The sequence below is a fragment of the Pseudomonas sp. MSSRFD41 genome (assembly GCF_014230245.1).
Taxonomy (GTDB): Bacteria; Pseudomonadota; Gammaproteobacteria; order Pseudomonadales; family Pseudomonadaceae; genus Aquipseudomonas; species Aquipseudomonas piscis.
This window is the reverse complement of the sequence record NZ_JACKZK010000002.1, coordinates 633,627-646,365: the sequence shown is the minus strand read 5'-3', so window position 1 is coordinate 646,365 and position 12,739 is coordinate 633,627. Positions and strand designations below refer to the sequence as shown.

Sequence of the window (12,739 nt, the reverse complement as noted above, 5' to 3'; positions counted from 1 at the left end):
GAAAACACGAAGGCGACCCTAGGGTCGCCTTCGATCGTTTCACGACTATGAAAGTCGCGTAGGAAGCTTATTTCTTCTTGCGCACATACAGCACAAGATTGTGATCCACCAGTTCGAAGCCGTGCTTCTCGACAATCACTTTCTGGAGCTTCTCGATTTCTTCGTCGAAGAACTCGATCACCTCACCAGACTCCACGTTGACCATATGGTCGTGGTGACCGCCGTCAGCCAGTTCGAACACGGCATGGCCGCCATCGAAGTTATGACGCACCACCAGCCCAGCGGCTTCGAATTGAGTCAGTACACGGTAGACCGTGGCCAACCCGACATCTTCACCAGCCTCCATCAGCGCCTTGTAGACATCTTCAGCGCTCATGTGCCGCTGCTCGGTGGAGTCGAGCATTTGTAGAATCTTGACCCGTGGCAGAGTCACTTTAAGGCCGGCTTTACGTAGTTCGCTATTTTCAACCATGGTCAGCTTTCTCGCCGATGCTGCTTCGCAGCTTCTCTTAATGCGGGTATGATCGGGGTTTACGTTGTCCCAGCCAAGATAGTGGAAGTCGCCCACCGATGCAAAACACCAAGCTCTTGCTAACCAGTTTCACCTTCGTGGGACTGCTCGCACTCGCCGGTTGTTCATTCCCCGGGGTTTACAAAATCGACATCCAGCAGGGCAATGTCGTGACGCAGGACATGATAGACCAGTTGCGCCCTGGAATGACCCGGCGGCAAGTACGGTTTATCATGGGCAACCCGCTGCTGACCGATACGTTCCATGCCAATCGCTGGGATTATCTCTACAGCCTGCAACCTGGTGGTGGCGAGCGCCAGCAGGAACGCGTCAGCCTGATCTTCAACGAAAGCGATCAGCTGGTGAGTCTGGCCGGAGACTTCATGCCCGGCGTGAGCCGCGACGAGGCCCTGCTGGGTAAAGAGAACGGCAACACCGTTACCACTCCAGCCGAAAACGCCGAGAAGCCCAAGGCCGAGAAGCCGGTCAAGCCTGGCTCCTTGCTGGACCAGATCCAGAAGGACGTGGATGGTGTCGAAACCGTTCCGGTCCCTACGCCGGAACCGCTGGACACCTCGCCGCAATAAATCCGCTGCGACCAAAAAGCCCGGGACTTCCCGGGCTTTTTAGTGCCTGTCGCAACCTGCAGCTACCCTTCGCGCTTACGCGCCTCGGCAGCCTTGGCCGCTCGCATCCGCCGCACTTCCTTGGGATCGGCCAACAGCGGGCGGTAGACCTCGATCCGCTCCCCAACCTGGAGCACATGCCGCTCCGGGTCGTTGACCTGCTTGCCGAAGATCCCGACCGGACAACTCGCCAAATCCAGCTCGGGAAAATGCTCGCCCAGGACAGAAGCCAGTAGCGCCGCACGCAGGGTCGTGCCTTCAGGCACCTGCACCTCGACCAGCAATTGACGATCGACCGCGGCATGTACCACTTCGATCCGCATCATCGCCTCAGCCATGCAGTTGCTTGGCGCGCTGGCAGAAGGCATCCACCAGGGTATTCGCCGCCTGGTTGAACAATGGCCCCAAGGTGGCGCGAACCAGCGGCCCGGCGTAGTCGAACGACAGGTCGAGACTGATCTTGCAGGCCTTTTCCCCTAGCGGCTTGAATATCCACAGGCCGTGCAACTGGTTGAACGGCCCCTCCTCCAGATTCATCTCGATCGACTGACCCGGCACCAGGGTGTTGCGAGTGACGAAGTGCTGGCTCAGGCCGCCCTTGGCCACCTCCAGGCTGGCACGCATCTGCTCGGCGCTGCTTTCCAGCACCGTGGACGAAGAGCACCAAGGGAGGAACTCCGGATACCGGGCCACGTCGTTGACCAGGTCATACAGAAACTGCGCCGGATAGGGCAAAAGGGCCGAACGTTGAATATGGGTCGTCATGTGAGCTTCATTTCCACAACTGGGCGGCAAACACCACAAGAATGCCGACGGGCGCCACATAGCGCATCAAAAACAAGGCCAGGGAGAACAACAAGGGGCTACGCAGCGACAACTCATCGCGCACCGCCTCACGGCCCATCACCCAACCTGCAAATACCACGAAGCACAAACCGCCTAGAGGCAACATGATCCGCGAGGTGAAGAAGTCGATCACACCGAAGAAGTCCAGGCCGCCTGCCGCACCCCATTGGTAGAGGTGGAAAGCGCCGCCTTCGTTCACGAAAAACTTGGCCTGCTGCCAGATGTTGAAGGAAAACACCGTTCCCAACCCCACGAACCAGCAGCTGAACGCCAGCCAGAATGTCACCCAGCCGCGGCGGATTTTAGTCCTCTCGACAAGATAAGCCACCATCGGCTCCAGCAGAGAGATGGCCGAACTCCACGCGGCGATGGCCACCAGGATGAAAAACACTACGCCCATGAGCTGGCCGAACGCCACATTTCCGAAGGCGAACGGCAGGCTGATGAACATCAGCCCCGGCCCTTCACTGGGGCTCAGGCCCGCCGCGAAGACGATGGGGAACAGCGCCATCCCGGCCAGCAGAGAAACGAAGGTGTCCAGCAGCGCCACGCCCACCACCGTTCCAGCCAGGGACGAATGCTTGGGCATGTAGGCGCCATAGATCATGATCGAACCAACCCCCACACTGAGGGAGAAGAAGGCATGGCCCATGGCCGGCAGCAAGCCGTCCAGCAGGCGTTCCAGGCTGAAGTCGAACATGAAGTGCAGGCCCTGCATGAAGTGCCCGGTGGTCATGCTGTAGCCCAGCAGTACCAGCAACATCACGAACAGCAGCGGCATCATGACCCGCAGGCTACGCTCGAGCCCGGCGACCACGCCCTTGGCGATCACCAGCGCCGACAACAACATGAACAGGGTATGCCAGAGGGTCAGGCGCCAAGGGTCCGCGGTCACGCAAGCGAAGTAAGCGCTGACCTGCTCGGCCGTGACGCCGCTGAAATCGCCGCGTCCCATGTCGATGATGTAGTCCAGCGACCAACCACCGACCACGCTATAGAAGGAAAGGATCAACAACGCCGTGATCATTCCGGCGAAGGCGCCCCAGGACCACCTGGCCGAATGCCCTGCCTCTTGGGCCAGGACTTTCAGGGCGTTGGCCGGGCTCTGCCGGGCGCGGCGCCCGATCAGGGTTTCGGCCAGCATCACCGGCAAGCCGATCAGGGCGATACACGCCAGGAACACCAGGACAAAAGCACCGCCACCATAGACGCCGACCATATAGGGGAATTTCCAGATGCTCCCCAGGCCCACGGCAGAACCAGTTGCAGCGAGTATAAAGACCCAGCGGCTTGCCCAGCCGCCGTGGACAGAGACCCTGTCTGTCGACATCGTTAACGCGCCCAACCGAAAAAAAAGAGCGCGCATTGTCCGGGATTCAATCAACCTGCTCAAGCACGCTGCATCACCGTAGCGGGCGACCGCGCAACTCCCTATAATGCCGCCCCTATGGCTAAACAGAAGAAACACCCAACAGGGACCATCGCGCAAAACAAAAAGGCGCGGCACGACTACTTCATCGAACATCGTTTCGAGGCCGGACTGGTCCTGGCCGGCTGGGAAGTAAAGAGCCTGCGGGCGGGCAAGGCACAACTGGTAGACAGTTACGTGCTGCTCAAGGATGGCGAGGCCTGGCTGTTCGGCAGCCATTTCACCCCGCTGACCACCGCCAGCACCCACGTCATCGCCGACCCGACGCGCACGCGCAAGCTGCTGCTCAACCAGCGCGAGCTGGAAAAGCTGTTCGCCGCCGTGCAGCAGAAGGGTTATGCCTGCGTCTGCCTTTCGCTCTACTGGAGCAAGCACCTGGTCAAGTGCGAGATCGCACTGGGCAAGGGCAAGAAGGAATATGACAAGCGGCACACCGAGCGCGAGCGCGATTCCGACCGGGAATTGCAGCGCGCCGTGCGGACCAAGGGCAAGGAAGACTGACCGTCCTGCCCTGAAGCCGTCATCGCCGGTACTCCGGTTCCTGCACCATCGCTGCAGGAACCGGAGTACCGGCGATTTGCATCAGATGCCCTTGCGCCGTTCGGCCCGGGCCACTCGCTGCACTTCCTGGCGCACTTCCTCGAGCACCTCCTGCACATAGAGAATGTGCCGGCTGGAGACCTCACGCGCGTCCTCCGCACGCCCTTCGATAATCGCCAGGTACAGGTCACGGTGCTGGCTGATCAGCATCTCGCGGGTTTCCGTGCGCTGCTTGTACATGCCGCCGATATTGGTCACCACGTTGCGCTTGAGCAGGTCGAACAGGCCGCGAATGGTGTGCAACAGCACCGCGTTATGGCTGGCCTCGGCAATCGCCAGGTGGAACCGCGCATCCGCCGCCCCCTCCTCGCTGCGGCTGTCGTCATTGGCATGGGCGTAGCAATCCTGCAGCTCTTCGAAGGCCTGGGTCAGGCGCTCGCGATCCACCGGGGTCGCCCGCAACGCCGCGTAATAGGCGCAGGACGCTTCGAGGGTATGGCGGAACTCCAATAGATCGCGCTGGGCCTCGGGATTGTTTTCCAGAAGATGCAGCAGTGGGTCGCTGAAGGTCGAGCCCAGGCCTTCCACCACATAATTGCCGCCGCCCTGACGGCTGATCAGCAACCCCTTGGCGGTCAGCTTCTGGATCGCTTCACGCAGCGATGGGCGTGAAACCCCGAATTGCTCGGCCAGCGTCCGCTCGGCCGGCAAGCGCTCGCCCGCCTTCAAGGTGCCTTCGAGAATCATCGCTTCCAGGCGCTCGACTATGTCGTCGGACAAACGGCGCTGGCGTATCTGGTCAAACCCCATCACTCACTCCCCAGCCTCCGACCCATCGTCGGGGGGCTCTATTCTGGCCTATTCACGCCGCGCCAACACCTGGCAGAAGGCAGACATTTCCAGCGATCAGATGCGTTCCCGCGCCCGCTTCCGACAAAAGTTCTAGGGCGGCAAATTGACACACCGAGCATCGGGCTTTTACCCTAGCCAACAGCGATTGTAAATTGGTATTACCAATTAACCAAGTCGCTAGCAGTGCCTGACCAACAACAATTAGGGGCCACCCCACTATGCAAACCTGGCAACAGCTCTATAGCCCGCTTGGCAGCCTCGGCCTGTCCGCTCTCGCCGCCGTCATCCCGATCGTGTTCTTCTTCCTGGCTCTGGCCGTGTTCCGCCTCAAGGGACATGTCGCCGGGAGCATCACTCTGGCCTTGTCGATCCTGGTGGCGATCTTCGCCTTCCAGATGCCCGCCGACATGGCCTTCGCTGCCGCTGGCTATGGATTTGCCTACGGTCTATGGCCCATCGCCTGGATCATCGTCGCCGCCGTATTCCTCTACAAGCTGACCGTGAAGAGCGGCCAGTTCGAGATCATCCGCAGCTCGGTACTGTCGATCACCGACGACCAGCGCCTGCAGGTACTGCTGATCGGCTTCTGCTTCGGCGCCTTCCTGGAAGGTGCCGCAGGCTTCGGCGCGCCAGTGGCGATCACCGCCGCCCTGCTGGTGGGCCTGGGCTTCAACCCACTGTATGCCGCGGGCCTGTGCCTGATCGCCAACACCGCGCCAGTGGCCTTCGGCGCCCTGGGCATCCCGATCATCGTCGCCGGCCAGGTGACCGGTATCGACGCCTTCAAAATCGGCGCCATGACCGGCCGTCAACTGCCCCTGCTGTCGCTGTTCGTGCCGTTCTGGCTGGTGTTCATGATGGACGGCCTGCGCGGCGTCAGGGAGACCTGGCCGGCGGCACTGGTGGCCGGCCTGAGCTTCGCCGTGACCCAATACTTCACCTCGAACTTCATCGGCCCGGAGCTACCGGACATCACCTCGGCCCTGGCCAGCCTGGTCGCCCTGACGCTGTTCCTGAAGATCTGGCAACCCAAGCGCAGCGCCGGCGCGCGCATTCCCGGGGTCAGCGCCGACATCGCCATCACCGCCAGCGCCGGCGGCTTCGGCCAGCCACGCAGCACCCTGGCCTCGCCCTACAGCCTGGGCCAGATCTTCAAGGCCTGGTCGCCCTTCCTGATCCTCACCGTGCTGGTCACCCTCTGGACCCTCAAGCCGTTCAAGGCGATGTTCGCCGCCGGTGGCGCGATGTACGCCTGGGTATTCAACTTCGCCATCCCGCACCTGGATCAGCTGGTGATCAAGGTGGCGCCGATCGTCACCACGCCCACAGCCATTCCTGCGGTGTTCAAGTTCGACCCGATCTCGGCCACTGGCACCGCGATCTTCTTCTCGGCACTGCTGTCCATGCTGGTACTGAAGATCGACCTTAAAACTGGTCTGACCACTTTAAAGGAAACCTTCTACGAGCTGCGCTGGCCGATCCTGTCCATCGGCATGGTGCTGGCCTTCGCCTTCGTCACCAACTATTCGGGCATGTCTTCGACCATGGCCCTGGTCCTGGCGGCCACCGGCGCGGCCTTCCCGTTCTTCTCGCCGTTCCTGGGCTGGCTGGGGGTGTTCCTCACCGGTTCCGATACTTCATCCAACGCCCTGTTCAGTTCGCTGCAGGCCACCACCGCGCATCAACTGGGGGTCAACGACACCCTGCTGGTGGCGGCCAACACCAGCGGTGGCGTGACCGGCAAGATGATCTCGCCGCAGTCGATCGCCGTGGCCTGCGCCGCCACCGGCCTGGTGGGCAAGGAATCCGATCTGTTCCGCTTCACCCTCAAGCACAGCCTGTTCTTTGCCACTATCGTCGGTCTGATCACCCTGGCCCAGGCCTACTGGTTCACCGGCATGCTGGTGCACTAGGCAATACTGATGGCGCCGCAAGGAATCGCGGCGCCAGTCATTCACCACCCGGTCTGCAAGGCTGCTGAAAGCTTGCTGGTTTATCTTTCGGCCGCCGCGACAGACGAATAACCGGGACCACCCGGAGACACGCCTGATGAGCGAGCTTTTCTACAACGCCGTGCCCAATGCGACCCGTGTCGCGCCACCTTTGGCCGAGCCCCGGCAGTACCCCGGCGCCAAGCCGGCGCGGGTCTACCTGTTCGGCACTTGCGTGGTCGATCTGTTCTATCCCGAAGCCGGGATGGATGCGATCCACCTGCTGGAGCGCGAAGGCATTCGCGTGGAATACCCACAGGGGCAAAGCTGCTGCGGACAACCGGCCTACACCAGCGGTTACACCGAGCAGGCGCGCACCGTGGCCCGCGCGCAACTGGCGCTGTTCGCCGGGGATTATCCGGTGGTGGTGCCCTCGGGCTCCTGCGCCGGGATGATTCGCGAGCACTACGCGGACTTGTTCAAGGACGAGCCCGAGACCCTGGCACAGGTGCAGGCCCTGGCCGCACGCACCTATGAGCTGGCCGAGTTCCTCCTGCATGTGTGCAAGGTGCAACTCAAGGACAGCGGTGAGCCGATCAAGGTGGCCTTGCACACCTCCTGCTCGGCGCGCCGGGAAATGAACACCCACCTGCACGGGCGTGAGCTGCTGTCACAACTGGGCAACGTGGAACGGGTAGAACACAGCCACGAAAGCGAATGCTGTGGCTTTGGCGGGACTTTCAGCGTCCGAATGCCGGATATCTCCGGCGCCATGGTCGCGGACAAGACCCGCGCCCTTAAGGACTCCGGCGCGCACCAGGTGGTCAGTGCCGACTGCGGCTGCCTGATGAACATCAACGGCGCCCTGGAGAAACAAAGAGAGGCATTGCGCGGCCAGCACCTGGCGAGCTTCCTCTGGCAGCGTACCGGAGGTGCCCGATGAGCACTCCCGAGCTGATTCCGACCACGACGGTGGCGGACGACTTTCGCACCCGGGCCCATCTGGCCCTGGGCGACCAGCAACTGCGCAACAACTTCCGCAGCGCCATGGATTCACTCATGGCCAAGCGGGCGGCATCGTTCAGCGATGCCTTTGAGCGCGAACACCTGCGCGCCCTGGGCAATGCGATTCGCGCCCGGGCGTTGTCCAAGCTGCCCGACCTGCTCGAGCGCCTGGAACAGAACCTGACCCGCAACGGTGTGACAGTGCACTGGGCGGAAACGGTGGACGAGGCCAATGGCATCGTTCTTTCGATCATCCGTGCTCACGAGGCACGGCAAGTGATCAAGGGCAAATCGATGGTCAGCGAGGAAATGGAAATGAACCATGTCCTCGCTGAACAAGGCATTGAATGCCTTGAGTCGGACATGGGCGAGTTCATCGTCCAGCTCGACCACGAGAAGCCTTCACACATCATCATGCCGGCGATCCACAAGAATGCCGGTCAGGTCGCGTCCTTGTTCCACGACAAACTTGGCGTGGAGTACACCAAGGACGTCGACCAACTCATCCAGATCGGTCGCAGGGTCCTGCGGCAGAAATTCTTCGAAGCCGATATCGGCGTCTCCGGCGTCAACTTCGCCGTGGCCGAGACCGGCACCCTGCTGCTGGTGGAAAACGAAGGCAACGGGCGCATGTCCACCACCGTGCCGCCGGTGCATATCGCCGTCACCGGGATCGAGAAAGTGGTCGAGAACCTGCGCGACGTAGTGCCGCTATTGTCGCTGCTGACCCGCTCGGCCCTGGGCCAGCCGATCACCACCTACGTCAACATGATCTCCGGCCCGCGCAAAGAGCATGAGCTGGACGGCCCCCAGGAAGTGCACCTGGTGCTGCTGGACAACGGTCGCAGCCAGGCGTTTGCCGACAGCGAACTGCGCCAGACCCTGAACTGCATCCGCTGCGGCGCCTGCATGAACCACTGCCCGGTGTACACGAGGGTCGGCGGCCACACCTATGGCGAGGTCTACCCGGGACCGATCGGCAAGATCATCACCCCGCACATGGTGGGCCTGGCCAAGGTCCCGGATCATCCCAGCGCTTCGTCGCTGTGCGGTGCCTGCGGCGAAGTCTGCCCGGTGAAGATCCCGATCCCGGCATTGCTGCGGCGCCTGCGCGAAGAGAACGTCAAGGCCCCGGACAGCCCGCACCCGGTGATGCGCGGCCAGGGCAGCAAGTTCTCGCGCAAGGAGCGTTTCATCTGGAACGCCTGGGCGCGGCTGAACAGCTCGCCCACCCTGTATCGCCTGTTCACCCTGGCGGCCACCCGGTTGCGGGCACTGGCCCCGAGCAACGTCGGCCCCTGGACCCAGAACCACAGCGCGCCAAAACCCGCCGCCCGGTCGCTGCACGACCTGGCCCGCGAGCACCTGGCCAAGCAGGAAGATCGCTGATGAGCGCCAAGCACAACATCCTCGCCAAGCTGCGTAACAGCCTGAGCGGCACCACGCCGATTGTGGATAACTTCGACGAGGCGCTGGTCACCGAGCCCTATACCTACACCGCCGAGCAACGCATCCCGCAGTTGCGCAAACAGATGGAAGCGGTGCACACCGAGATCCACCTGAGCCGCGCGGCCGAGTGGCCCGGATTGCTCGCCCGCCTGCTCCAGGAGCGCCAACTGCCCAGCCTGCTGATCGCCCCGGGCACCGCCCATGGCCAGCAGGTGCAGCAGCACTGGGCCGAACATCCCGAGCTGCCCGAGCTCAAGACCTACGATCGGCCAGTGGAAGAATGGAAGGCCGAGCTGTTCAACGACACCCCGGCCAGCCTCACCGGCACCCTGGGCGCCATCGCCGCCACCGGCAGCCTGATCCTCTGGCCGACCCGCGAGGAACCGCGGCTGATGAGCCTGGTGCCGCCGGTGCATTTCGCCCTGCTCAAGGCCAGCGAGATCCGCGACAACTTCTACCAGGTGCAGCAACAGATGAACTGGGCCGCCGGCATGCCGACCAACGCGCTGCTGGTTTCCGGCCCATCGAAAACCGCTGATATCGAGCAAGTCCTGGCTTACGGTGCCCACGGCCCGAAAGACCTGGTGGTGCTGATCCTGGAGGACCAATGAGCCTGCCGGCCACTTTTCTGCGTGACGCCCAGCGCCTGATTCCCCAGGAACGGCGCTTCGACGACCCACTCTCGACCCTGGCCTTCGGCACCGACGCCAGCTTCTACCGGCTGATCCCCAAGCTGGTGATCCGCGTCGAATCCGAGGACGAAGTGGTCGCCCTGCTGCAACTGGCCCAGCGCGACCAGGTACCGGTGACCTTCCGCGCCGCCGGCACCAGCCTTTCCGGGCAGGCCATCAGCGATTCGGTGCTGATCGTCCTCGGGGATAACTGGAACGCCCGGGAGATCCGCGACCAGGGCGCGCAGATCCGCCTGCAACCCGGGGTCATCGGTGCCCAGGCCAACGCCTGGCTGGCGCCGTTCGGACGCAAGATCGGCCCCGACCCGGCCTCGATCAACGCCTGCAAGATTGGCGGCATCGTCGCCAACAACGCCAGCGGCATGTGCTGCGGCACCGCCCAGAACAGCTACCACACCCTGGCCGGCATCCGCGTGGTCCTGGCCGATGGCACGCGCCTGGACACCGAGGACGCCGCCAGCGTCGCCGCCTTTCGCCACAGCCACGCTGCGCTGCTGCAACGCCTGGCGGAACTGGGCCGCGCCACCCGCGCCAACAGCGAGTTGGCCAGCCGCATCCGCCACAAGTATCGGCTGAAGAACACCACCGGCCTGTCACTCAATGCCCTGGTGGACTTCGACGAGCCGCTGGAGATCCTCAGCCACCTGCTGGTGGGCTCCGAGGGCACCCTGGGGTTCATCAGCGCAGTGACCTACGACACCGTGGTCGATCATCCGCACAAGGCCTCGGCCCTGATCGTCTTCCCCGATGTGGAGACCTGCTGCAACGCGGTGACCGTGCTCAAGAGCCAGCCGGTGTCGGCGGTGGAGCTGCTGGACCGTCGCAGCCTACGCTCGGTGCAGGACAAGCCCGGCATGCCGGCCTTCGTCCGCCAGCTCTCGGCCAACGCCTGCGCCCTGCTGATCGAGTCCCGCGCGGCCTCCTCGTCGCTGCTGCATGAGCAACTGGCGCAGATCATGGATTCCCTGGCCACTTTCGCGGTGGAAAAACAGGTGGACTTCAGCGAGGACCCGCAGGAAAACGCCAAGCTCTGGGCAATCCGCAAGGACACCTTCCCGGCCGTCGGCGCCGTGCGCAAGACCGGCACCACGGTGATCATCGAGGACGTGACCTTCCCGGTCGAACAACTGGCCATCGGCGTCAATCGCCTGATCGAGCTGTTCGACAAGCACCGCTACGACGAGGCGATCCTGTTCGGCCATGCCCTGGAAGGCAACCTGCATTTCGTCTTCACCCAAGGCTTCAACAGCACCGAAGAGGTGCAGCGCTACCAGGCCTTCATGGATGACGTGGCACAACTGGTGGCCGTGGAGTTCGGTGGTTCGCTCAAGGCCGAGCACGGCACCGGGCGCAACATGGCGCCCTTCGTCGAGCTGGAGTGGGGCAGCGATGCCTACCAGCTGATGTGGCAGCTCAAGCGCCTGCTGGACCCCAACGGCATTCTCAACCCCGACGTAGTGCTCAGCGAGGATCCGCAGATCCACCTCAAGCACCTCAAGCCGCTACCGGCGGCCGATGAGATTGTGGACAAGTGCATCGAGTGCGGCTTCTGCGAGCCGGTGTGCCCGTCCAAGGGGCTGACCCTGAGCCCACGCCAGCGCATCGTGATCTGGCGCGATATCCAGGCCCGCAAGCGCGCCGGCATCGACACCACGGAGCTGGAGGCGGCCTACCAGTACCAGGGCGTCGACACTTGCGCCGCCACTGGCCTGTGCGCCCAGCGTTGTCCGGTGGGCATCAACACCGGCGAGCTGGTGAAGAAACTGCGCAGCGAACAGGCCAGCCACGCCGGCACCGCCGACTGGCTCAGCAGCCACTTCGCCAGCACCTTGCAAGGCGCCCGCTTTACGTTGCACGTGGCCAATGGCGCACGCCTGCTGCTGGGCGCACCGCGCCTGGGCAAGCTGTCGGCGGGCCTGACCCGGTTGTCCAAAGGGCGGGTGCCACAATGGACCAACGCCATGCCACAACCGGAGAAAGCCATTCGCTTCAGCCCGGCCGCGCAGGATTCACGCCCACGGGTGGTATACCTGGCGGCCTGCGTGTCGCGGGTGATGGGGCCGGCGGCGGGCGACAAGGAGCAAGGCTCGCTGTACGAGAAGACCCGCGGCCTGCTGGAGAAAGCCGGCTACCAGGTGGTGCTGCCGGACAACCTGGACAACCTCTGCTGTGGCCAGCCGTTCGCCTCCAAGGGGTATGCGACCCAGGCCGAGGACAAGCGTCAGGAACTGATCGGCGCCCTGCTCCACGCCAGCCGTGGCGGCCTCGACCCGATCTACTGCGATACCAGCCCCTGCACCCTGCGCCTGGTACAGGACCTGGGCGACGTGCGCCTGGACCTCTATGATCCGGTGCGCTTCATCCGCACCCATCTGCTGGATCGCCTGGAGTTCACGCCCCAGGAAGCACCGATCGCCGTGCACGTCACCTGCAGCACCCAGCACCTGGGGGAAAGCCAGGCGCTGATCGAGCTGGCCCGGCGTTGCAGCAACAACGTGGTGATCCCCGAAGGCATCCACTGCTGCGGTTTCGCCGGCGACAAGGGCTTCACCACCCCGGAGCTCAATGCCCACTCGCTGCGCAGCCTCAAGGACGCGGTGCAGTACTGCAGCGAAGGCATCTCCACCAGCCGCACCTGTGAAATCGGCCTCAGCCAGCATGGCGGGATCGACTATCACGGGCTGGTCTACCTGGTGGACCGGGTCACCCGCGCCAAATCCGCCTGAGGCCCAGGGCGCCCGGCGACGGGCGCCCACTCCGGCCTTTTCGTACAAAAAGAGAACCCCGGCCCACGGGCGCAGTCCACTCTCCAGGCCCACGACAAAAGCGGGCCTCCCCCCTGTGATCCAAGGAGACGA

Annotated in this window: 12 protein-coding genes; 7 read left to right on the top strand and 5 right to left on the bottom strand. The window is 63.3% G+C overall.

Annotated elements, in window-relative coordinates; all coding sequences use genetic code 11:
- Positions 1–67: 67 nt before the first annotated feature.
- Positions 68–472 carry a ferric iron uptake transcriptional regulator gene (gene fur / locus H7A76_RS06685; RefSeq protein WP_185697806.1) on the bottom strand — a complete coding sequence of 135 codons (405 nt, stop codon included), beginning with the start codon at positions 470–472 and terminating at the stop codon, positions 68–70.
- A 98-nt stretch (positions 473–570) separates the two neighbouring features.
- Here fur and H7A76_RS06680 point away from each other — a divergent pair, with 98 nt between their 5' ends.
- Complete coding sequence (locus H7A76_RS06680; RefSeq protein WP_185697773.1) at positions 571–1,098, top strand: outer membrane protein assembly factor BamE; 528 nt, start codon at positions 571–573, stop codon at positions 1,096–1,098.
- A gap of 62 nt (positions 1,099–1,160) precedes the next feature.
- On the opposite strand, the gene H7A76_RS06675 is transcribed toward H7A76_RS06680, so the two are convergent.
- Genes H7A76_RS06675 through H7A76_RS06665 form a run of 3 tightly spaced genes read right to left on the bottom strand, consistent with a single transcriptional unit; the run spans position 1,161 to position 3,313 of the window.
- On the bottom strand, positions 1,161–1,475 hold the full coding sequence (locus tag H7A76_RS06675) for an RnfH family protein (protein WP_185697772.1): 315 nt from the start codon (positions 1,473–1,475) through the stop codon (positions 1,161–1,163).
- Positions 1,468–1,902 carry a type II toxin-antitoxin system RatA family toxin gene (locus H7A76_RS06670; RefSeq protein WP_022642147.1) on the bottom strand — a complete coding sequence of 145 codons (435 nt, stop codon included), beginning with the start codon at positions 1,900–1,902 and terminating at the stop codon, positions 1,468–1,470. The genes H7A76_RS06675 and H7A76_RS06670 overlap by 8 nt, the downstream gene beginning before the upstream one ends.
- Positions 1,903–1,909: 7 nt before the next feature.
- Positions 1,910–3,313 carry a sodium-dependent transporter gene (locus H7A76_RS06665; RefSeq protein ID WP_185697771.1) on the bottom strand — a complete coding sequence of 468 codons (1,404 nt, stop codon included), beginning with the start codon at positions 3,311–3,313 and terminating at the stop codon, positions 1,910–1,912.
- Positions 3,314–3,430: 117 nt separating this feature from the next.
- Here H7A76_RS06665 and smpB point away from each other — a divergent pair, with 117 nt between their 5' ends.
- The gene (smpB, locus tag H7A76_RS06660; RefSeq protein WP_022642145.1) at positions 3,431–3,913 is read left to right on the top strand and encodes an SsrA-binding protein SmpB; all 483 of its coding nucleotides are present in this window, start codon (positions 3,431–3,433) and stop codon (positions 3,911–3,913) included.
- An 81-nt stretch (positions 3,914–3,994) separates the two neighbouring features.
- Here smpB and H7A76_RS06655 read toward each other — a convergent pair whose 3' ends face one another.
- Positions 3,995–4,762: a GntR family transcriptional regulator gene (locus H7A76_RS06655; protein ID WP_185697770.1), complete on the bottom strand. Its 768-nt coding sequence runs from the start codon at positions 4,760–4,762 to the stop codon at positions 3,995–3,997.
- A gap of 260 nt (positions 4,763–5,022) precedes the next feature.
- Here H7A76_RS06655 and H7A76_RS06650 point away from each other — a divergent pair, with 260 nt between their 5' ends.
- The 5 genes from H7A76_RS06650 to H7A76_RS06630 all read left to right on the top strand — a co-directional run bounded on the left by H7A76_RS06650 (position 5,023) and on the right by H7A76_RS06630 (position 12,607).
- Positions 5,023–6,717, top strand: a complete 1,695-nt coding sequence (locus H7A76_RS06650; RefSeq protein ID WP_185697769.1) for a lactate permease LctP family transporter — start codon at positions 5,023–5,025, stop codon at positions 6,715–6,717.
- 136 nt (positions 6,718–6,853) lie between these two features.
- The gene (locus tag H7A76_RS06645) at positions 6,854–7,678 is read left to right on the top strand and encodes a (Fe-S)-binding protein (RefSeq protein WP_185697768.1); all 825 of its coding nucleotides are present in this window, start codon (positions 6,854–6,856) and stop codon (positions 7,676–7,678) included.
- Positions 7,675–9,129 (top strand): LutB/LldF family L-lactate oxidation iron-sulfur protein, encoded by a 1,455-nt coding sequence (locus H7A76_RS06640; protein WP_185697767.1) that lies wholly within the window; start codon positions 7,675–7,677, stop codon positions 9,127–9,129. The genes H7A76_RS06645 and H7A76_RS06640 overlap by 4 nt, the downstream gene beginning before the upstream one ends.
- Positions 9,129–9,800 carry a lactate utilization protein gene (locus H7A76_RS06635; protein ID WP_185697766.1) on the top strand — a complete coding sequence of 224 codons (672 nt, stop codon included), beginning with the start codon at positions 9,129–9,131 and terminating at the stop codon, positions 9,798–9,800. Before H7A76_RS06640 ends, H7A76_RS06635 begins: the two co-directional genes overlap by 1 nt.
- Positions 9,797–12,607: an FAD-binding and (Fe-S)-binding domain-containing protein gene (locus H7A76_RS06630; RefSeq protein ID WP_185697765.1), complete on the top strand. Its 2,811-nt coding sequence runs from the start codon at positions 9,797–9,799 to the stop codon at positions 12,605–12,607. Before H7A76_RS06635 ends, H7A76_RS06630 begins: the two co-directional genes overlap by 4 nt.
- Positions 12,608–12,739: the final 132 nt, after the last annotated feature.

Coding starts and splice junctions, on each gene's coding strand:
- H7A76_RS06630 (WP_185697765.1), top strand. CDS start 9,797: ATGAGCCTGCCGGCCACTTTTCTGCGTGACGCCCAGCGCCTGATTCCC.
- H7A76_RS06645 (WP_185697768.1), top strand. CDS start 6,854: ATGAGCGAGCTTTTCTACAACGCCGTGCCCAATGCGACCCGTGTCGCG.
- H7A76_RS06635 (WP_185697766.1), top strand. CDS start 9,129: ATGAGCGCCAAGCACAACATCCTCGCCAAGCTGCGTAACAGCCTGAGC.
- H7A76_RS06640 (WP_185697767.1), top strand. CDS start 7,675: ATGAGCACTCCCGAGCTGATTCCGACCACGACGGTGGCGGACGACTTT.
- fur (WP_185697806.1), bottom strand. CDS start 472: ATGGTTGAAAATAGCGAACTACGTAAAGCCGGCCTTAAAGTGACTCTG.
- H7A76_RS06670 (WP_022642147.1), bottom strand. CDS start 1,902: ATGACGACCCATATTCAACGTTCGGCCCTTTTGCCCTATCCGGCGCAG.
- H7A76_RS06675 (WP_185697772.1), bottom strand. CDS start 1,475: ATGGCTGAGGCGATGATGCGGATCGAAGTGGTACATGCCGCGGTCGAT.
- smpB (WP_022642145.1), top strand. CDS start 3,431: ATGGCTAAACAGAAGAAACACCCAACAGGGACCATCGCGCAAAACAAA.
- H7A76_RS06665 (WP_185697771.1), bottom strand. CDS start 3,313: ATGTCGACAGACAGGGTCTCTGTCCACGGCGGCTGGGCAAGCCGCTGG.
- H7A76_RS06655 (WP_185697770.1), bottom strand. CDS start 4,762: ATGGGGTTTGACCAGATACGCCAGCGCCGTTTGTCCGACGACATAGTC.
- H7A76_RS06650 (WP_185697769.1), top strand. CDS start 5,023: ATGCAAACCTGGCAACAGCTCTATAGCCCGCTTGGCAGCCTCGGCCTG.
- H7A76_RS06680 (WP_185697773.1), top strand. CDS start 571: ATGCAAAACACCAAGCTCTTGCTAACCAGTTTCACCTTCGTGGGACTG.